At 28.4% G+C, this 20,236-nt stretch carries 24 protein-coding genes; 8 read left to right on the top strand and 16 right to left on the bottom strand.

The genetic code is table 11. The features are described 5' to 3' along the window. Positions 1-28: 28 nt before the first annotated feature. The 12 genes from JL105_RS00275 to rpsF form a co-directional block, all read right to left on the bottom strand. A complete protein-coding gene (locus tag JL105_RS00275) occupies positions 29-553 on the bottom strand; it encodes a transcription repressor NadR (protein WP_132027707.1) in 525 nt (174 codons plus the stop codon). 130 nt (positions 554-683) lie between these two features. After that, positions 684-1,679, bottom strand: a complete 996-nt coding sequence (locus JL105_RS00270; RefSeq protein ID WP_132027705.1) for an ATP-binding protein — start codon at positions 1,677-1,679, stop codon at positions 684-686. Then, positions 1,672-2,775 (bottom strand): DnaD domain protein, encoded by a 1,104-nt coding sequence (locus JL105_RS00265; RefSeq protein ID WP_132027703.1) that lies wholly within the window; start codon positions 2,773-2,775, stop codon positions 1,672-1,674. The genes JL105_RS00270 and JL105_RS00265 overlap by 8 nt, the downstream gene beginning before the upstream one ends. Positions 2,776-2,790: 15 nt before the next feature. After that, entirely contained in the window at positions 2,791-3,411 is a 621-nt protein-coding gene (locus JL105_RS00260) for a GNAT family N-acetyltransferase (protein WP_158280014.1), read from the bottom strand. 82 nt (positions 3,412-3,493) lie between these two features. Then, entirely contained in the window at positions 3,494-4,768 is a 1,275-nt protein-coding gene (dnaB, locus tag JL105_RS00255) for a replicative DNA helicase (RefSeq protein ID WP_237722319.1), read from the bottom strand. An 82-nt stretch (positions 4,769-4,850) separates the two neighbouring features. Next, a complete protein-coding gene (rplI, locus tag JL105_RS00250; RefSeq protein WP_132027699.1) occupies positions 4,851-5,297 on the bottom strand; it encodes a 50S ribosomal protein L9 in 447 nt (148 codons plus the stop codon). Then, a complete protein-coding gene (locus JL105_RS00245; RefSeq protein ID WP_132027697.1) occupies positions 5,294-7,294 on the bottom strand; it encodes a DHH family phosphoesterase in 2,001 nt (666 codons plus the stop codon). The genes rplI and JL105_RS00245 overlap by 4 nt, the downstream gene beginning before the upstream one ends. Positions 7,295-7,315: 21 nt before the next feature. Continuing rightward, positions 7,316-8,269: a DUF2232 domain-containing protein gene (locus JL105_RS00240; RefSeq protein WP_132027695.1), complete on the bottom strand. Its 954-nt coding sequence runs from the start codon at positions 8,267-8,269 to the stop codon at positions 7,316-7,318. 18 nt (positions 8,270-8,287) lie between these two features. Next, complete coding sequence (locus JL105_RS00235) at positions 8,288-8,602, bottom strand: MazG-like family protein (RefSeq protein WP_132027693.1); 315 nt, start codon at positions 8,600-8,602, stop codon at positions 8,288-8,290. Between the two features lie 103 nt (positions 8,603-8,705). Further along, positions 8,706-8,930: a 30S ribosomal protein S18 gene (gene rpsR / locus JL105_RS00230; protein ID WP_132027691.1), complete on the bottom strand. Its 225-nt coding sequence runs from the start codon at positions 8,928-8,930 to the stop codon at positions 8,706-8,708. A 16-nt stretch (positions 8,931-8,946) separates the two neighbouring features. Further along, positions 8,947-9,378: a single-stranded DNA-binding protein gene (locus tag JL105_RS00225; protein ID WP_132027689.1), complete on the bottom strand. Its 432-nt coding sequence runs from the start codon at positions 9,376-9,378 to the stop codon at positions 8,947-8,949. A 20-nt stretch (positions 9,379-9,398) separates the two neighbouring features. Then, positions 9,399-9,683: a 30S ribosomal protein S6 gene (gene rpsF / locus JL105_RS00220; protein ID WP_132027687.1), complete on the bottom strand. Its 285-nt coding sequence runs from the start codon at positions 9,681-9,683 to the stop codon at positions 9,399-9,401. Positions 9,684-9,925: 242 nt separating this feature from the next. Between rpsF and JL105_RS00215 the strand changes: the two genes are divergently transcribed. From JL105_RS00215 to JL105_RS00180, 8 genes are all read left to right on the top strand, one after another. Further along, entirely contained in the window at positions 9,926-10,852 is a 927-nt protein-coding gene (locus JL105_RS00215) for a substrate-binding domain-containing protein (RefSeq protein WP_132027685.1), read from the top strand. 85 nt (positions 10,853-10,937) lie between these two features. After that, positions 10,938-11,795: a phosphate ABC transporter permease subunit PstC gene (pstC, locus tag JL105_RS00210; RefSeq protein ID WP_132027683.1), complete on the top strand. Its 858-nt coding sequence runs from the start codon at positions 10,938-10,940 to the stop codon at positions 11,793-11,795. A gap of 143 nt (positions 11,796-11,938) precedes the next feature. Further along, on the top strand, positions 11,939-13,393 hold the full coding sequence (locus JL105_RS00205) for an IS200/IS605 family accessory protein TnpB-related protein (RefSeq protein WP_132027681.1): 1,455 nt from the start codon (positions 11,939-11,941) through the stop codon (positions 13,391-13,393). A 239-nt stretch (positions 13,394-13,632) separates the two neighbouring features. Next, positions 13,633-14,451, top strand: coding sequence for a phosphate ABC transporter permease PstA (pstA, locus tag JL105_RS00200; RefSeq protein WP_132027679.1), 819 nt, complete (start codon positions 13,633-13,635; stop codon positions 14,449-14,451). Beyond that, positions 14,444-15,196, top strand: coding sequence for a phosphate ABC transporter ATP-binding protein PstB (gene pstB, locus JL105_RS00195; RefSeq protein ID WP_132027677.1), 753 nt, complete (start codon positions 14,444-14,446; stop codon positions 15,194-15,196). The genes pstA and pstB overlap by 8 nt, the downstream gene beginning before the upstream one ends. Before the next feature lie 19 nt (positions 15,197-15,215). Next, a complete protein-coding gene (gene phoU / locus JL105_RS00190) occupies positions 15,216-15,863 on the top strand; it encodes a phosphate signaling complex protein PhoU (protein WP_132027675.1) in 648 nt (215 codons plus the stop codon). An 11-nt stretch (positions 15,864-15,874) separates the two neighbouring features. Next, on the top strand, positions 15,875-16,540 hold the full coding sequence (locus tag JL105_RS00185; protein WP_132027673.1) for a response regulator transcription factor: 666 nt from the start codon (positions 15,875-15,877) through the stop codon (positions 16,538-16,540). A 3-nt stretch (positions 16,541-16,543) separates the two neighbouring features. Beyond that, positions 16,544-17,599, top strand: coding sequence for a sensor histidine kinase (locus tag JL105_RS00180; protein ID WP_132027671.1), 1,056 nt, complete (start codon positions 16,544-16,546; stop codon positions 17,597-17,599). A gap of 43 nt (positions 17,600-17,642) precedes the next feature. On the opposite strand, the gene JL105_RS00175 is transcribed toward JL105_RS00180, so the two are convergent. From JL105_RS00175 to JL105_RS00160, 4 genes are all read right to left on the bottom strand, one after another. After that, the gene (locus JL105_RS00175) at positions 17,643-18,740 is read right to left on the bottom strand and encodes a Glu/Leu/Phe/Val family dehydrogenase (RefSeq protein WP_132027668.1); all 1,098 of its coding nucleotides are present in this window, start codon (positions 18,738-18,740) and stop codon (positions 17,643-17,645) included. A 107-nt stretch (positions 18,741-18,847) separates the two neighbouring features. Further along, positions 18,848-19,078 carry a DUF951 domain-containing protein gene (locus JL105_RS00170; protein ID WP_132027666.1) on the bottom strand — a complete coding sequence of 77 codons (231 nt, stop codon included), beginning with the start codon at positions 19,076-19,078 and terminating at the stop codon, positions 18,848-18,850. Positions 19,079-19,086: 8 nt separating this feature from the next. After that, positions 19,087-19,944 (bottom strand): mechanosensitive ion channel family protein, encoded by an 858-nt coding sequence (locus tag JL105_RS00165; protein WP_132027664.1) that lies wholly within the window; start codon positions 19,942-19,944, stop codon positions 19,087-19,089. A gap of 18 nt (positions 19,945-19,962) precedes the next feature. Then, positions 19,963-20,229, bottom strand: a complete 267-nt coding sequence (locus JL105_RS00160; protein ID WP_132027662.1) for a putative Se/S carrier protein — start codon at positions 20,227-20,229, stop codon at positions 19,963-19,965. Positions 20,230-20,236: the final 7 nt, after the last annotated feature.

Here is a 20,236-nt window from a genome sequence, read left to right as displayed (position 1 = left end):
TGTCACCTGTTAATACAAATATATCATTTTATTCTCCATCTATCAAGTACCCTTTTTCTCTTAATAATTTTTTAATTTTCTCAAAACTTTTTTCATCTTTTACTTCTATGGTATGAATATGTATACCTTCTGTAAGAGATGATAATGGTTCTGCATTTGTCTCTATGAGGTTATTAATAAATTCTTTTAAATCCATTCTAGAACCAATTTCAAGGGGACTTTTTATTTCGCCATATACAGGATGATCTACTATGACATCTAGTGCCTTTCCTCCCATGTCTACTATAGTTTTAAGTTCATCTTCTATTTCATCATAACCTTTGTGCTTACATACTATTTTTTTTACCAACTTATCCTCTTCATATAATTTAGGCACCATATATCCTTGAGGAGTTGCTAATATATTTTCTCCCCTTGCTCTTAATAATGCTATATCTTGAACTATTACCTGTCTACTAACCCCAAATTTTTCAGATAATTGAGTCCCCTTTATCGGTTTATTTGAATTGTTTAAAACCTCTAATATTTTTTCTCTTCTTTCCCATGCATCCATACTATATTCTCCTTTCAGTTTTTTACACTCTTTTATATTAATTTTAGCATAAAAATTAATATAAAAAATAAAACTTTCACAATAAAATAAGAAGGATAAGCCATATGCATATGCCCATCCTTCTTTAATACTATTTTTCCTCCCATTTATAATACCTTAAATCTGGGCCAAAAAATTTTAGTGGTATAAATTTTTCCAGTATTCTAGAAAATACCCTATCTGTATATATGTTAGATATTTCATCTGGTGTCAAATTTGTGGATATAATAGTTTTAGTACCATCTATCAATCTAGTGTTTACTATGTTAAATATTTCTGCATTTGTAAATGCATTGGATAACTCAGTACCTAAATCATCTATTATTAAAAGATCTGCTTGAAACAACAAATCATATTCATAATCTTCAAATCTATTTTCTGATCTTCCAAATCTTCTTCTTTCTATAATTTCCAATATTTTAAAAGCTGTTTGATATATTACTATTTTATTCATATCTAACAGTGCTTTTGCTATACAATTACACATGAAAGTTTTTCCTAAACCTGTACTTCCATAAAACAATAGGTTTTCTTCATTTTTTTCATCAAAATTATTTACATAGTCTACACAAATATTAGATATATATTTCATGTTTTCCCTAGGTGTCATACTTTCTCCTTCAAAAGGTTCATCTGGAAATATATTTATATCAAAAGTATCAAAATTTTCTTTTTTAAGTACATTTTCAATATTAGACATTTTATATGTTTCATTTATAATAGCTTGTTTTAAACAATTACACTTTTCTCCATTAGGTAAATAGCCTGTATCTTCACATTCATCACATTCATATTCAATGTCTAAATAGCTTAATGGTATGTTATTCTCTGTAAGTAAATAAGCTTTTTCCATTCTCAATTCTTCTATTTTATTTTTTGCTATTTGAAGACCTTCCTTATAATTTTTTGGATTTTCTATAACAGCTTTAGATATGGAGAGCCCAATTTCCCAAATTTGTTCATCTATTTCCTTTATTCTAGGAATTTTTCTATATACCTTTTGCTTTCTTATCCTTTGCTTATTAATGGCTTTATCTCTCTTTTTTTCATATTCCATCAATATATCTTTTAGGATTTGATTATACATCATTGTACTCTCCTTTTATCTTAGAATAATATTCTTCTCGCTTTCTTCGAGCAATTTCTTCTAATTGATCAGCAGTGTATTTAGAAGTTCTCTGCTCAAAATTATGAAATCTATTTTTATTTACTTTAGCTTTTCTATATTTTTTATTAGAAAATTCTTGTTCTTTTTTAATAGGAGGTTTATCTTTTTCTTCTATATCTTCTAGAGTTTTTATCCCTTTTTGATGCCAAGAAGATAGTATCCCATCTATGTAACTTATACTTGGATTAGATGTTTTCTTAGAATTTTCACATCCTTTAAGAACCATCTCCATAGTAAATTTATATTCTTCAAACCATTTATCTATAGTTTTCATCTCTCCTTCTGTAGGCAATCTATTGACTATACCTAATGCTTTCATTACTCGTTCATATCTATAGTATTTTTCATTTGTAACCTTTAAGTTATCCTGTAAAGCTTCTATATTTGTTATTCCTTGATCGTACCAATTCCTTATTATTCCTGCTATATAATTTATATTTCTTTTTCCTTTTTTCTCTACTGCATAAAAGAAAGCTTTTTCTATAATATCTGGATTCATATTATAATTATGTATCCACTCTAATACTCTCCTCTTTTCATTAGGAACTAATTGCCTTCTCATTATATAATCTATGGAATTAAACATTTCATTTATACGAGGTATTTGATTAGCATCAACCAAATCCTCTACAGAACAAGTATAACTCTTTGTAACAACTTCCTCATTCATATTTATAGGTTTGTAATTATTTTTTATATATAATTGTTTTAAATTTAAAAACTTCACTTTATAATCATATTGTTTCCCCTCATCAATAGGTATTTTTTTTATTATACCTTTTTGTTCCCAAAAATCCCATGCATTTAACACATCTATTAAAGGTATATTTAAATGTTTTGCTATGGTCTCATTGTCAACTTCTATATTTTCATCTTTATCATGTGCATATTTATATCCTAAAAGATATACTTTTACATAAGTACCATCAGCCATAGGCATAAAATCATTTATAAATATATTTTCAATAGGGGTATCTCCTAAATCTATATCTGTAGTTTCAATTATAAAATTCATAATTCCACCTCTACCTTATGGTATTCCCAATTTCTTCTCTTTTAACTTTTTTTCTTTTAAATAAGTTTTCTTATCTATTTTCATCTTGTAGATATAATTATATACTTTTCCATTTATTAATACAAAAGAGGATTTTTCTTTTAAAAAATATGGATTATTAAAATCTATATTTTGATTAAAAAATTCGTCTACATATACATCTACTATTTTAAATCCACTCTTTTCATAACATCTAATTGCTCTTTTATTGAATTTAGCCACCTCTAAATACATTCTCTTCATATTCATTTCATTGAAATAATAGTCTAAAAAAGTTAATATACTTTCTGTTCCATATCCTTGATTTACATAATTAGGATCGAATACTATACCCAAAGTAGCTTCTTTTAATATACGTCTTATATGTTTAATCCCCATATAGCCTATAAGTCTATTTTCTTCATTAAATACACTGTAGTATTTGCTATTATGTCCTTTGCTCTTATAATGATACCATTCTTCTATCTGTTTATCATCAAATGGAGGCAAATTATAATCAAATAATAGTGGATTCTCATGAAATCCCCACTGCCTCATGAAATAAGCATGTTCCAGTGCCATAGGAACTATCCTTATCCTATTTCCTTTTAATTCCATTTTATAATACCCTCCATACATACTTTAGAGAAAATTATTACTTCGAAACTTTAGTCTCGAAGTAATAATTAATTTTTTAATCCTATAATTCTTCTCTTATATTTTCTTTGTTTAAAAATTTAGTGAATTCTTGTTTCCATACTAATTCTACAGTACCTGTAGGTCCATTTCTATGTTTTGCAATAATTACTTCTCCAATATTTTTTTTGTCTGTATCTTCGTTATAGTATTCATCTCTATATAAAAATAATACAACATCTGCATCTTGCTCTATTGCTCCTGATTCTCTCAAATCTGAAAGTATAGGACGATGATCTGAGCGAAGTTCTGGAGCACGAGAAAGCTGCGAAAGAGCTAACACTGGGCAATCCATCTCTTTTGCTAATGCTTTTAAACCTCGAGATATAGCAGATATCTCCTGTTGCCTATTTTCATGTTTCATCTCTGACTGCATTAATTGTAAATAGTCTATAACTATTAAATCTAATCCTTTCTCAATTTTCAACTTTCTACATTTAGCTTTTATTTCCATAAGAGAAATACCAGCTGTATCATCAATAAATATGTTAGATTGAGATAAAGGGGCAATACCATTTATTATTTTCAACCATTCTTCTTCTTTAAGTCTACCGCTAATTATATTTTGTAGGTTTACATGGGATATAGAACTTATCATCCTTTGAGCTAATTGCTCTTTGGACATCTCCAATGAAAAAATAGCAACACTCGCATTAGCTTTAATTGCAGCATTAGTAGCTATGTTTATACCTAAAGCTGTTTTTCCCATGGAAGGTCTAGCAGCTAATAATATAAGATCTGATTTTTGCATTCCTGAAAGTTTACTATCTATATCAATAAAACCAGTGGTTAACCCTGTTAGTTCCCCTTCGCGAGCAGCCATTTCCTCTATTTTTGAAAAACTTTCCAACAACACATCTTTTATAGGAGCAAATCCTCCTTTATGTCTTCCTTGAGTAATATCAAATATTTTCTTTTCAGCTTGTTCTATTATACTATTTACTTCTTCACTAGCTTCATAGCTCTTTGCCATTATCTCATCACAAGATGCAATCAACTGTCTAAGTAAAGCTTTTTCTTCTACTATATCACAATAATATTTTATATTGGAACTTATAGCTACTCCTCCAGATAAACTGGTTAAATAAGTAACTCCCCCTATATTTTCTAATATATCTTTTCTTTTTAATTCTTCCGATAAAGTGATAATATCCACTGGTTCATTTCTTTTATATAATTCTATCATAGCTTTAAATATTTCTTTATTTGCTTCTTTATAAAAATCTTCTGGAGCCAACTGCTCTATGGCAGTATTTATAGCTTCTTGATTTATAAGCATAGCACCCAAAACAGATTGCTCTGCTTCTAAGCTATGAGGGGGTATTTTCCCCAATATATGTGCTTCTATTGTAATCACCCCATTACTCTTCGCTAACTTTTACCCTTAATTTAGCTGATACCTCTGGATATATCTTTATTTCAACTTCAGTAGTTCCTAAAGTCTTTATATTATCCTCCAATTCAATTTTTCTTTTATCTATATCTATATTATGTTGTTCTTTTAACGCATCAGAAATATCTTTAGATGTAATAGAACCAAACAGTTTTCCCCCTTCTCCTGCTTTACCTTTTAGTTTTAAATCTATAGACTCAATTTTTTCTTTTAATTTTAAAGCCTTTTCATATTCCTCTCTTTCTTTTGCTTCCATCTCTTTCTTTTTATTCTTCCATTTATTTAAGTTTGCTGGAGTGGCTTCTATAGCCAATTTTCTAGGAAATAAATAATTCCTAGCATAACCATCTTTTACATCAACTAAATCACCTTCTTTACCTAAGCCTTTTACTTCTTTCAATAATATTATTTTCATTCCTCATCACCTTCCTTAAAATATTCTTCTATAGAATTTATTAAAAGTTCTTCAGCTTCATCTATAGTTATCCCTTCTAATTGAGTTCCTGCACTAGTTAAATGACCTCCTCCTCCAAGCTTTTCTAGAATCAATTGAACACTCACATTTCCTAAAGATCTTCCACTAATATGAACTTTACCTTCAAACAATGTTAATACGAAGGAGGCTTCTACACCATTTATATTTAATAAATCATTAGCAGATTGAGCTGCTATCAATACCGAATCTTCCATATCCTTTTCTAATCTTCCTATAGCTACTTTATTAAACACTATTTTCGAATTTCTAACCACTTCAGCTTTATGTAAAAATGTATTAAAATCATCTCTAAATAGATGCCTAACTCTAGTAGGATCAGCTCCTGATCTTTTAAGAATAGATGCTGCTTCAAAGGTTCTAACTCCCGTTTGAAAAGTAAAGTTTTTAGTATCTACAGTTATTCCTGCTAATAAAGCATCTGCTTCAAATTCACTCATCTCCATCTTTTCAAACATATAATATAGTATTTCTGTTACTAATTCACAAGTAGATGAAGCATAAGGCTCTAAATACCTTAATATAGGATCTTTCAAAAATTCAGCTCCTCTTCTATGGTGATCTATTAATACTATTTTATCTGTCAAATCTAAAAGTTCAGGAGCTTCTGTAAAGCTAGGCTTGTGATTATCCACTACTACTAATAAAGAGGATTGATCTACTTTATTATAAGCTTCCTCTGGAGTAAGTATTAAATCCAAGTATTCTGGTACTTCAGATTTCATTCTTTCATATATGTTTTTTATTGAAGGATTAACGCCTGATAATATAATATATCCCTTCTTATTTCTATTTAAAGCTGCCCTAACTATACCTACACTAGCACCAAAGGAATCCATATCTGCATTTTTATGTCCCATTACAAATACTTCTTCTGACTGATCTATAAGTTGTCTTAAAGCATGGGATATAACTCTAGCTTTTACTTTGTTCCTTTTTTCTATAGCTTTAGTTTTTCCACCATAAAATTTTAAATCATTATTTTTCTTAACTACAGTTTGATCGCCTCCACGACCTAGAGCAATATCTATAGCTGCTTTTGCATACTCATAAGTTTCATTTGGATTCTTGCCATTTACTCCTACACCCATACTCAAAGTAATAGGAATAGTATTACCTTTATCTATTTCCCTAATTTTATCCAATATATCAAACTTCTTTTGTTGAATAACTTGCAAATCCTTATTTTCAAATATTAGTAAATATTTATCGTTTTCATATTTCCTAGTAAATCCATTATGCTCTGCTGCGTAACTGCTTATAGTTTTATCTATTTCAGCTAATACTAGTGGTCTATTTACTTCTGGTGTAGTATTTTTTACTTCATCATAATTATCTACATAAGCTAGACAAACAGTAAGTTTCTCATCCTCATATTTATCTTTTAAAATCATTCTATCTGTATCATCTATCCAATATAACATAATTATTATGCCTTTTTTGCTAACAGCTTTTTTAATTTCTATAATATTATAATGTATTTGATAATATCTGTCTTTATATTTAACCTCTATGGGTTTTTTATCATCCTTTTTTAAAATCTCTTCTATATTTAAATTAGGTGCAAATTCTTCTATCTTATTATTCAATATATTTTCTTCATCAATCATAGACGAAAATCGAGTATTATACCAGCTTATAGTCCCATCTATTTCTAATATTACCAGTGGAAAAGGCATATTAAATACTGCATGTTTAGTTGCTGATTCAAATTCTTCCGTTAAGGTTTCTATATATTTAGTCCACTCTTTTTCTTTGTCATGAATTGTCTTGTTATAATGATAAATTAAATAAGCTAACGCTATAGCCCATATTAAAGCTAATATAGGTTGATAGTAAGCAATTATAACTATAAGACAGCCAATAATTACAAGATACAGTTTTGTATCCTTCCAATTGAATAAATTCTTATTATCCATGGTAATCCTCCTGTCAGGGATTTAAACATTATTTTTAAGTTTTCTAAAATCTAGTATAGCATCTAATACTCCTATGAAGGTTAATATCATGGAGCCTATAGGCAATACGAATATGAAAAATAACAAAATAATTATTCTAAATATTATTTTTATATTTCTCATTTTTAATTTGTAGTCTATTACTGCTAGCCCTTGTGTAAAAAACATAAAGGATGTAAGCCCTACAATATTTACTAGTACCGCCTCATAATAAGATATCTTTAACCATTTTATCAACAAAACTCCTACAAACATAATACCTATACCTAATAATATATTGTTAGGTAATTTAAATCTTGAAAATCTAGGAATAGATACAATACCATACCCTTGTTTTCTAAGTATTATAGAAGATATAAAACAATTTATATATGCTGTAATTAATGAAAATATGATCATTAAAACAGGTATCATCAATAATATATAGTCAAAAACACTTTCTAATAAATCTTCAGCTTTTAATATCTCATATTGAGATAATTGCATCTCTTTCAATGCCTCTATTTGTGTATTAATAACCTGAGTGAAAAATTCATCCAACTGATATACTATACTTACCCCTATTATATTCTTTGTTAAACCTAATATAATCAAAAAAGATACTAATGTAACCAAAGTAGAAATAATCATAGTTTCCAATGTTTTTTTTCTATTAACAATTAAATAATTAAGTGCAATACTCAAAGGTAAAAAAGCTAATAATATAATTAATCCCGATATAGTATCTGTCATAAGCCCAACTAAAAAAGTTGATATTATAATACTAATTATATTATACTTTAATCCATATTTAACTCCTAATATTATAAATGGCGCAGGATATAAAAATATAATTAATGGCATATAGTACATTCCTAACAACATCAAAATAGTAGATATTATTATGGTCGATATTATCTCAAAAATTTTGTGCCCTTTATTTTCATCCATATTCATGTTTTTCACTCCTATATACTAAGTATTTAATAATTCTAATAATTGGCTTAAATCTCCATACCATTTTTCAATCTGATGATCTTTAATTATATTTAACTTTATTTTATTCCTAAGATTTAAATTTATATCATCATAATCCAATCCTAGCCGTTTTCCTAATAAATAGGATAAAAGTATTATATTAGAAAGTAAATCCTCTATATCTTCTTTTGTATTTTCCTCCCCTGTTGCTAATATTTCGTATAAATTAGCAACAGAAGTTAATATTTCTGATTTTAGCCATTCTATTGTCCTAAGATTTTTAATTATATCTACATTATTTTTGTCCTTCATGTTTTCACCCTTTTTTATAACTTAATTTAAAATAAATAGTCTTATTAAAATAATACAGAGTAAAATATTATATGTCAAACAAAAAAGAGAGGTTATTCCTCTCTTAATCTGCACTATATGGTAATAATGCTACTTGTCTTGCACGTTTAATAGCTCTTGTAAGTTCTCTTTGATGTTTTGCACAATTACCAGAAATTCTTCTTGGAAGAATTTTCCCTCTATCAGTAACATATTTTTTTAATGTATTTATATCCTTATAATCTATATGATCTACTTTTTCTGCACAGAAACTACAAACTCTTTTTCTTGGTCTAAATCTTCTTTGCACCTATCTTCCCTCCTTCTTAAAACGGAATATTATCATCATCTATAGGTTCAAATCCATCTATATCAGGAAAATCTGTACTAGTATCCTCAAAATTTGAATCCTTATCATCAGCCCATTCTAAAAATTCTACTCTTTCTGCTACTACTTCTGTAACATATCTTCGAGTACCATCCTTAGCATCATAACTTCTAGTTTGTATCCTTCCCTGAACAGCAGCTAATAACCCTTTTGATAAATAATTTGCACAATTTTCTGCTTGTCTTCCCCATATAACAATATTTATAAAGTCAGCTGTTGGTTGTCCTTTACTTTCAAATTCTTGTTTTTTTTCTTTGGAAAGCTGTTTATCTACTGCTAAAGTAAAATTAGCTACTGGAGTTCCAGTATTAGGTATATACCTTAATTCTGGATCTCTTGTAAGTCTTCCAATTAACACAACATTATTCAACCAAAACACCACCTTAATAATTAATCGTCTTCCCTAACTATCATATGCCTCATTATACTGTCAGAAATTTTTGCAATTCTGTCTAGTTCTTTTACTGTTTCTGGGGTGGTTTCAAAATTAATTATTACATAATATCCTTCGGTTTGATCATTGATTTCATAGGCTAATTTTCTAGTTCCCCATTCATCAATATTTGTAATAGTACCATTGGATTCTATAACACCTTTTAATCTATCCAATAATTGATTTCTTTTCTCTTCTTCTATATTTGGCATAAAAATAAAAACTGCCTCATACTTTCTCATCGTACTCACCTCCTTCTGGACTAACGGCTCTATACATAATATAGAGCAAGGATATACTTATAAGATTATACCATTTATATGATATTGATGCAATAGTAAAAAACATATTTAATATTCATAATTAAAGATATTTTTACATACATTTTACATTCATATATAACAGATTTTACATGTAGTTGTTAAGCTTATAAATGGAAGATAAAGATAAAAATAAAAATTATGAGAAAGGTAGGTAATATTTTATGAAAAAAGTTTTAAATTTACTTTTAATTACTATTATTATAATGTCTTTATTAGTCGGTTGTACAGATAATAATGATAATAATACACCTGCTAATTCGTCCCCAAAAAATACAAATGAGGAAACAGAAGATTTTGATACTAATAAAACTATAAATGTAGTAACTAGAGAAGAAGGTTCTGGAACTAGAGGAGCTTTTGTTGAAATAGTTGGAATACTAGAAAAAGATGCTGATGGCAATGAAGTAGATAAAACCTATGCTGAAGCAATTGTCCAAAATAGCACAAATGCAGTTATGACTGCAGTAGCTGGAGATAAGTATAGCATAGGCTATATATCTTTAGGTTCATTAAACGATACGGTAAAAGCTGTAAAGATAGATGGAGTAGAAGCTACACCTGAAAACATATTAGACGATTCCTACAAGCTTGCAAGACCATTTAATTTAGCATACAAAGACGATTTAAATCCATTAGCTAAAGATTTTATCGATTTTATACTTAGTGCTGAAGGGCAAAAAATAGCTGAAGAAGAAGGATATGTACCAATTAATACTAATCCACCAAGCTATGAAAATGTTGATGAACAAAAAGGCTCTATTCTTGTAGCTGGTTCCACATCAGTTGCACCATTAATGGAAAAATTAGTTGAAGCATATCAAGAATTAAATCCAGAAGTATCCATTGATATTCAAGCAACTGGTTCATCAGCAGGTATGCAATCTGCAATGGAAGGTACTGCTGATATAGGTATGGCTTCTAGGGAACTTAAAGATTCAGAACTTGCTGAATTAACTTCCGTTTCTATAGCTGTAGATGGAATTGCAGTAATAGTAAATAAAGAAAATCCCCTTGAAGATCTATCTATTGATGAATTGAAATCAATCTATATTGGAGAAATTACTAAGTGGAATGAAGTAATAAAATAAATTCTCCCCTTTATCAAATATTATAGCCTAGTTAACTAGGCTATAATATTTGAATTTAATAAATAAGAAAATGAAGGTGAAAAAAATGAAAACTAAATTTCTTGAAAATTTTATGCGAATAATCTTCTTTATATCAGCAACAGTTTCTATAATATCCATAATACTTATATGTATATTTATATTTGCTGGAGGCATCCCTTTCTTAAAAGAATATGGCTTTAAAAATTTCTTTTTAGGTGTTAACTGGAAACCTAACGATACTCCTCCTTCTTATGGTATTTTACCAATGATACTTGGTTCAATTTATGTTACTATTGGTGCAATAATAATAGGAGTACCTATTGGAGTTTTAACGGCAACTTATCTAGCAAAATTCTGTAATAAAAAAATATACAAATTTTTAAAATCCAGCATTAACCTAATGGCTGGAATTCCTTCTATTATTTATGGTTTTTTTGCATTAGTAGTTATAGTTCCTATTATTAGAAATATATTTGGAGGAACTGGTATGAGTATACTTACTGCTTCAATATTACTTGGTATTATGATACTGCCAACAATTATAAATATATCAGAAGCAGCTATTAGGGCAGTTCCAAAAAGTTATTATGAAGGAAGTATAGCTCTTGGTGCTTCCCACGAACAATCTGTTATATCGGTAGTATTACCTGCTGCAAAATCAGGAATATTATCTAGTATTATACTTGGTATTGGTCGTGCCATTGGAGAAACTATGGCAGTTATTTTAGTAGCTGGAAACCAAGCTCGTATACCTTCAGGTATAACAGAAGGGGTTCGTACCCTTACTGCTAATATAGTAATTGAAATGGCTTATGCTGCTGATGAACACAGACAAGCTTTGATTGCAACAGCTACCATATTGTTTGCCTTTATATTAATTATCAATGGTCTATTTTTACTTGTAAAAAGAAGGAGGAAGTAAGCAGCATACAAAAATAATGCTAAAACGTATCAAATGAATATTAAAATATATCACAAAACTTATTGAAACACTTGTTCTTAGAGGGTATAATAAGTATAAGGAGATGATACTTATGCTTATTATTTCTATGGTAGGTGAAATAGATGAAAGTAACAGTTAGAGGTATATTAATTAATGTAAATAAAGAAGCGAGATTTGAAATTAATAGACTAATGACTGTATTTTCATCAGCACAAAGATATGGCTTTAAAAGAATTTTAGAAGGAAAAATGAGAGATGGCGAAATAGAAAAAGAAATATCTAAAAAATATGGATTAAATATAAGGCAAAGTAAAGATGCATTAAAAAAAGCAAAACAAATTATAAATTCTCAAAAAATACTGGTTAAAGATAGTTATGATAATTTTTCAAACAAAGTAAATCAAGTAGAAAATCAGCTTAAAAAAGCTAAATCTCAAAATAGAAAAAATCAATTAAATAAAAGATTAGAAAAGTTAAAGAAAAAACAACAAATATACAAAGAACATATAGATAATAATACAATCCCAAAAGTAATATTTGGAGGAAGGAAAAACTTTATAAAAAGATGTAAAAACCAAATATCAAATGAAGAATGGAAAGAACTAAGGGATAACAACTATTATTCTAGAGGAGATAAAACCAAAAAAGGAAATCCAAATTTAAGAATAATAGTTAAAAACAATATGACTTTTTTAGAAATATCAACATTAAATAAAGATAAAAACAATCGGGCAATAAAAATACAAGTGCCATTATATCTACCACAAAAACAATCCAAAAAAACAGGAAAAATAAACGGTAGAAACTATAGACAAAAGGTACTAGACTATTTAGAAACAGGAGAAGCCTATAAAGTAGAACTTATTAAAAAAGAAGATAAAATTTATGTCCATATTACCATAGATGAAAGTAAAATAAGAGAATATAAAGAAATCTATACTAAAAATAATGGAATAATAGGCATAGACACAAACCCAGATGGATTTGCATTAACAAAGGTAGATAAAGACGGAAATTATAGATGGAGTACTTATTTAAAACAACATGAACTCTTATATGCAAGAACAAATAGAAGGGATAATCTATGTGGTGAATTAGCTAAAGAAGCAATAGAAATTGCAAAAGTAGAAAGATGTGCCATAGCCATAGAAGATTTAAACTTTGAATGTGATAGAGAAGTAAAGAAAAAGTTTAGAAGAATAAGTGGACAATTTACTTATAGAAATTTACTATCAAAGATTGAAACCAAGGCTAAAAGAGAAGGAATACAAATAATAAAAGTAAAACCACAATATACAAGTAAAATAGGACTATATAAATATTCCCATCAATATGGACTAAATGTCCATGAATCAGCAGCCTTAGTAATTGGTAGAAGAGCCTATGGCTATAACAATGAAAAAGTACCAAAACTTTTAAAAGATAAACTATTAACAGAAGAAGAAAAACTTACATTTAATCATAAAAACAATTGGAAACAATGGAGTATTATAGATAAAAATATTAAAAAGAAAGGTGGTGAAAATCCTGGTTTTTGGCAAAGGAACAGGAAAAGCATACTAGGTATAGCTATTTAAGATATATATTGTTAAAGGACACCTAGAAGGAAAAGCCTTTAACAATCTATATATATTTAAAGGGAAAGGTAACACCTTTAATCTTATTGTACTTATCTACAAAATGTAAATAAGGCTTTATGAGATTTATAGTTAAGAGACTATACCCTAGTAGCTGAATCCTGTGACGCTACCACTTATTATTAAGTGAAAAATCATATTGATACTATTTAATATGATTTTAGAAACCAGGGCTAAAAGTGAGTAAAACCATTAAAATCATAGTAAAAATATCTGCTTTTATAACTTTTGGAACATTGTTTTTCTTAATTGGATATATATTAATAAAGGGAATACCAAATTTAAATTTATCCATGTTTAAAGTAAAATATACTACAGATAATGTATCTCTTTTCCCTGCAATGATAACTACAATAATGCTTGTATTTTTAACTCTAATAATTGCAACTCCTATAGGTATATTTACAGGATTTTATCTAGTAGAATATGCGAAAAAAGGCAATATATTTGTAGAAATTATTCGAATTGCAACTGAAACTTTATCTGGTATACCCTCAATAATCTATGGATTATTTGGTATGCTATTTTTTGTTATAAAATTAAATTTCAAATTTTCCTTATTAGCAGGTACTTTAACATCTGTAATTATGGTACTTCCTTTAATTATTAGAACTACAGAAGAAGCTCTACTTTCTGTGGACAATTCTCTTAGGGAAGCAAGTTTTGCTTTAGGAGCTGGAAAACTCCGTACTATTTTTAGAGTTGTTTTACCTGTAGCAATTCCTGGAATACTATCTGGTATTATACTTTCCATAGGTCGAATAGTTGGAGAAACTGCAGCACTAATATTCACTTTAGGAACTGTACCTAAAATTCCAAAAAATTTATTTTCTTCAGGTCGAACATTAGCACTTCATATGTATGTTTTATCTACAGAAGGTTTTCATGTAAAAGAATCCTATGCAACGGGAGTTGTATTATTGATAATAGTATTAATTATAAACAAAATATCTACTTTATTAAGTAATAAATTAGCAAAGGAGAATCAAAATGAATAAGTTTATCATAAAAAACATGAATTTATATTATGGTAATTTTCATGCTTTGAAAAACATAAATATGAATATACCTGAAAATGAAATAACTGCTCTCATAGGTCCTTCTGGTTGTGGAAAATCTACTTTATTAAAGAGCTTAAACCGTATGAATGATTTAATTGAAGGTTGTAAAATTTATGGAGAAATACTACTTGATGGTGAAGATATATATGCTGAAAATTTTGATGTAACTTTATTAAGAAAAAGGGTTGGAATGGTTTTTCAAAAACCTAATCCTTTCCCAATGAGTATATATGATAATATTGCTTATGGTCCAAGAACTCATGGAATAAAAAACAAATCTAAGTTAGATGAAATTGTTGAAAGAAGTTTAAAATCTGCTGCTATTTGGGATGAAGTAAAAGATGATCTCAATAAAAATGCTCTTAGAATTTCTGGAGGACAGCAACAAAGAATTTGTATTGCAAGAGCTCTAGCTGTGAAGCCAGAAGTACTATTGATGGATGAACCTACTTCTGCTTTAGATCCAATTTCTACAGCAAAAATTGAAGATTTAATTCAAGAATTAAAGAAAAATTATACTATAATCATAGTAACTCATAATATGCAACAAGCTGCAAGAGTATCTGATAAAACAGCATTCCTTTTAAACGGAGAATTAATAGAATTTGGAAGTACCATAGATATTTTTTCAGTTCCAAAAGATAAACGTACAGAAGATTATATTACTGGAAGATTTGGTTAATCAATGGAGGATGATTATTATGAGAAATAAGTTTGATAAAGAATTGGATTTGCTTAATAACGAATTAATAGAGATGGGAAATTTAATCGAAAGCTCTATAAAAGCAGCTATTACAGCTTTAGATGAACAAAATATTGAATTGGCAAAACGAGTGATAGAAAACGATAAAGAAATAGATGACATGGAAAGAGCTATTGAACAAAGATGTTTAAAATTATTGATACGGCACCAACCTGTAGCAAAAGATTTAAGATTTATATCTGCTGCTTTAAAAATGATCACAGATATGGAAAGAATAGGAGATCAAGCTGCAGATATATCAGAAATATCTATTAGACTTGCAGAAGAAACATATTTAAAAGAGCTTATTCATATACCCCAAATGGCTGAAGCTACAATAAAAATGGTTAAAAGTAGTATAGATTCTTTTGTCAATAGAGACATAACACTTGTTAAAAAAGTAATTGCATATGATGACACAGTAGATGAATTATTTGATATAATTAAAAATGAGCTAGTAGAATTGATCATACAAGATATAAATTATAAAGAACAGTCAATTGATTTTTTGATGATAGCAAAATATTTAGAAAGGATAGGAGATCATGCTCAAAATATTGCAGAATGGGTATATTTTGCAATCACTGGAGAACATTATACATGGTAGGAGCTGATTAAATGACTTTAATCTATTGTATAGAAGATGATGAAAGTATTAGAGAATTAGTAGTTTATGCCCTCGAAAATAATGGATTTAAAGCTGTAGGACTTGAAAATGGGAAAAATTTATTTAATCTACCCAATCCTGATTTAATTATATTAGATATAATGTTACCAGGTGATGATGGATATACAATTCTCCAAAATTTACGCTCTAACTTTAAAACATCTGATATTCCTGTTATTATGCTCACAGCCAAAACTAGTGAATTTGACAAAGTTAAAGCATTAGATATGGGAGCTGACGATTATGTTGAAAAACCATTTGGTATAATGGAGCTAATATCTAGAGTAAAAGCTGTTTTACGCCGTAGTCACAAAAATAAACCAGATACAAAATTAACTTTTAAAGAAATATCTATTGATTATGAAAAACGTTTAGTTAAAGTAAATGGTAAAGAAGTAAATTTAACTCACAAGGAATTTGAATTATTGTATTATTTAATGAGAAATCAAGAAATAGTTTTATCTAGAGATAAAATAATGAATCAAGTATGGGGATTTGATTTTGAAGGTGAAACTAGAACTATTGATGTTCATATTGGCACATTAAGACTTAAGCTTGGAGATGCAGGTAAATATATTCAAACTGTTAGAAATGTAGGCTACAAATTAGGAGGATAAAGGATGGAAAAAAAAATTTATTTTAATTTGGCAATGGTTGCAACTATTACTGCAATTTTAACATCTGGAATTATAGCTTTCCTTTTTTATGATATATATAGTACAGAAACTAAAGGATATATAGATTTTTCATCTAGAATATTGTCAATTCTTCCTGTCACAGTAGGAGTTTTAGTATTTATTTTAATATCTTTATATATAGTTGCACATATTTTAACTAATAATATTATAAAACCTATATCAGCTGCAACTCAAAATATAGAAAATATTCTATCAGGAAAAGAAATAGAATATGTAGAAATATATGATGAATTAAAGCCATTTTTACAAACTATACAAATTCAAAAAACAGAAATTGAAAATTATATTTCACAATTAAAAGAAGCTGAAAAAGCCAGAAGAAATTTTACAGCTAACGTATCTCATGAATTAAAGACTCCTTTAACCTCAATAAATGGATTTGCTGAAATACTAGCTACTGGTACAGTCAGTAAAGAAGATACTATTAAATTTGCTACCATAATTCACAAAGAAGGTACTAGACTACTAAGTTTAATTGATTCTATAATCCATCTATCCCACATCGAAGATGAAATGGAAAATACTACTATGGAATTAATTTGTATGTCAGATATTGTTAATGATGTTATATATCCTTTAAAAATAAGGGCTGAAAATAAAAATTTAACATTAAACTTAACCGTTGAAGATATCTCTATCAAAGCTAATAAAAGAATGATCAAAGACTTATTATACAATCTAGTTGACAATGCTATTAAATATAATAAACCTAATGGTAAAATAGATATATTCATAGGTGAAATTGACAATTCCTGTGTAATTCAAGTTAAAGATACAGGAATTGGAATACCAGAAGAAGAACAAGATAAAATTTTTGAACGTTTTTATATGGTAGATAAAAGCCGCTCAAAAAAAGTAGGGGGTTCAGGTTTAGGATTATCCATTGTAAAACACATAGTAAAATATCATAAAGGACAAATATTTTTAAATAGTAAACTAAATGAAGGAACTGAAATCAAGGTAATATTACCTATATAAAAAAGTAGGTTGGTATACCAACCTACTTTTTTATATAGCTTATTTATCTTCTAGATAAAATATTATGCTCAGTTCTTATAAAATTGCTTCTTATTTCTTTCATAGCCGCAATTCTTTCTTCAGCCATCCTATCTGCTGCTTCTGCTGTTGTAATATTTTCTTCTCTTGCAATATCAAAAACTAATCCCATTTGATCATATATAGTTGAAGCTTTAGCCAATGCTCTTTCTCTATTGTATCCTTCTAATTCATCTGCTACATTTATAACTCCACCTGCATTAGCTATAAAATCTGGTGCATAAACAATTCCTCTATCTTTTAACATCTTACCATGTTTTTCAATATCTTCTAATTGATTATTTGCACTACCGCATATAGCTTTAACCTTTAATTTTGGTATTGTTTCATCATTTAATATAGCTCCTAGAGCACATGGTGCAAATATATCAGCTTCTACTTCATATATTTTATCAGGTTCTACTGTTTCAGCACCAAAATCCTTTACAACTCTTTCCATTGCTTCTTTGTCTATATCAGTAACTATCATTTTAGCACCTGCTTCATGTAAATGTTTACATAGAGTATATGCTACACTTCCGCATCCTTGAATAGCAATAGTTTTGCCTTTTAATGAGTCATCTCCAAAAGCTTCTTTTGCAGTTCGCATCATAGCCCTATAAACACCAAAAGCTGTTACTGGACTTGGATCTCCTGATGAACCATAACTTTCAGATATACCTACTACATAATCTGTCTCTTGATATATAATATCCAAATCTTCTGGACCACTTCCTACATCTGCTGCTGTTATGTATCTACCATTTAAGCTTTCAACATATCTACCAAATGCTCTAAGTAATGCTTCAGTCTTGTCCTTCTTTGGATCTGCAATTATTACAGATTTACCTCCACCTATATTTAATCCTGCTGCTGCATTTTTGTAAGTCATTCCTTTAGCTAATCTCATCGCATCAATTAAGGCTTCTTCTTCTGAATCATAATTCCAAATTCTACATCCTCCTAATGCTGGTCCTAGAGTTGTGTCATGAATAGCTATAATTGCTTTTAGCCCTGATTCTTTATCATTGCAGAATATAATTTGTTCGTAATCCCCCATCTTATCTATTTTATCAAAAACCATAAAAACACCTCCAAAATATGAATTAATTAAGTAATAATGTACATATTATTATTATAACAGAGATGATATTTTATTTCTAGTCTTTTAACTATTTAAAACACAAAGCTCTATTCATTTTCTTCTTTTCCATTATAATGGATAATACTTATCCATTTATCATCTACCAATATTTTTCTTACTCTTCTTTCAAAATCTATTCTAGGTAGCCAAATTTGTCTGTTGCAGCCTAAACATTTTAGTTTTATATCTACCCCTGTACGCATTATTTCCCATTTATTTTCCCCACAAGGATGAGGTTTTTTTAATGTTACGACATCTCCTACTTCATATTTTAACATTTTTTGCATCACTCCTTAGGATTTTTCTCATATATAACCCGTTTAGGATAAGGAATTTCTATATTTTCTCTATCAAAAGCTTCCTTTACTCTTTTTCTAATTTCTCTTTCTATACCCCATTGCTCCATAGGATTAGTTTTTGCTACAATAGTTAACTCTATTCCGTACTCCCCTAAATCGCTAATTCCTAATATATTAGGACCATCTACTATATTATCATGAGCTTTTCTTATATCTTTACAAACTTCATTTAACACATTTATTACTCTATTTATATCCTCTTCATAGGCTACATTAACCTTTACGAGGGCTCTCATTGCCCCTCTAGCTCTATTGGTTACAGTCCCAATATTGTTGTTAGGAATTATATGCAACTCCCCAGAAAAATCTCTAACTTTAGTAACTCTAACCCCTAATTCCTCAACTATCCCTTCATATTCCCCTATTTTTACATAATCTCCAACGGAAAATTGATCTTCAAATAATATAAAGAACCCAGTAATTATATCTTTAACTAATGATTGAGCTCCTATTCCTATAACTAATCCCCCTATACCTGCTGTAGCTAATATGGAAGATGTCTTTATATTAAATATATCTAATATCATTATTAAACCTATAAAATAAAATATATATTTGATAATATTTTTAAGTACAATGGATAAGGTATTAAGCTTCTTTTCATCAGAATATAATATACCTTTCTTTTTACTGTGCATAGCTTTATCTATAATTTTATAGGTAGTTTTTATTAACAATTTTATTACTATGAATATTATAACTACTTTTATACCCTTGCCAAAAATATTTAAGTCTCCTTTTGAATTTTTAAAAAATTTATTAATAAAGTTTAATACCCTATCCATCTATAACTCTCCTTAAATTTAGTCTAATTTTTCTGCAAAACTTTCTGTTTCACTTTTTACTATTTTAAAAATACCTTCTATATCCAGTTGATTCTCCTCAATTATTTTTTTTACTAACTCTGTATCCTCAAGTTCAAACTTTAACGCTAAACCACAGCTATGGGTAACTTCCCTAGGAGTAGGGATAGTCCTAATTTTAATATCATAATTTTTAAATACAGATTCGCCTTTTATTGCATAATTTGTTGATCTAAAAGTAATAACACCAAACTGTCTATCTTTCATTATAACA

This window comes from Keratinibaculum paraultunense, assembly GCF_016767175.1.
GTDB classification, from domain to species: Bacteria; Bacillota; Clostridia; order Tissierellales; family Tepidimicrobiaceae; genus Keratinibaculum; species Keratinibaculum paraultunense.
Note: the sequence above shows the minus strand (reverse complement) of the source record. Positions and strands in the feature narration are given on the sequence as shown.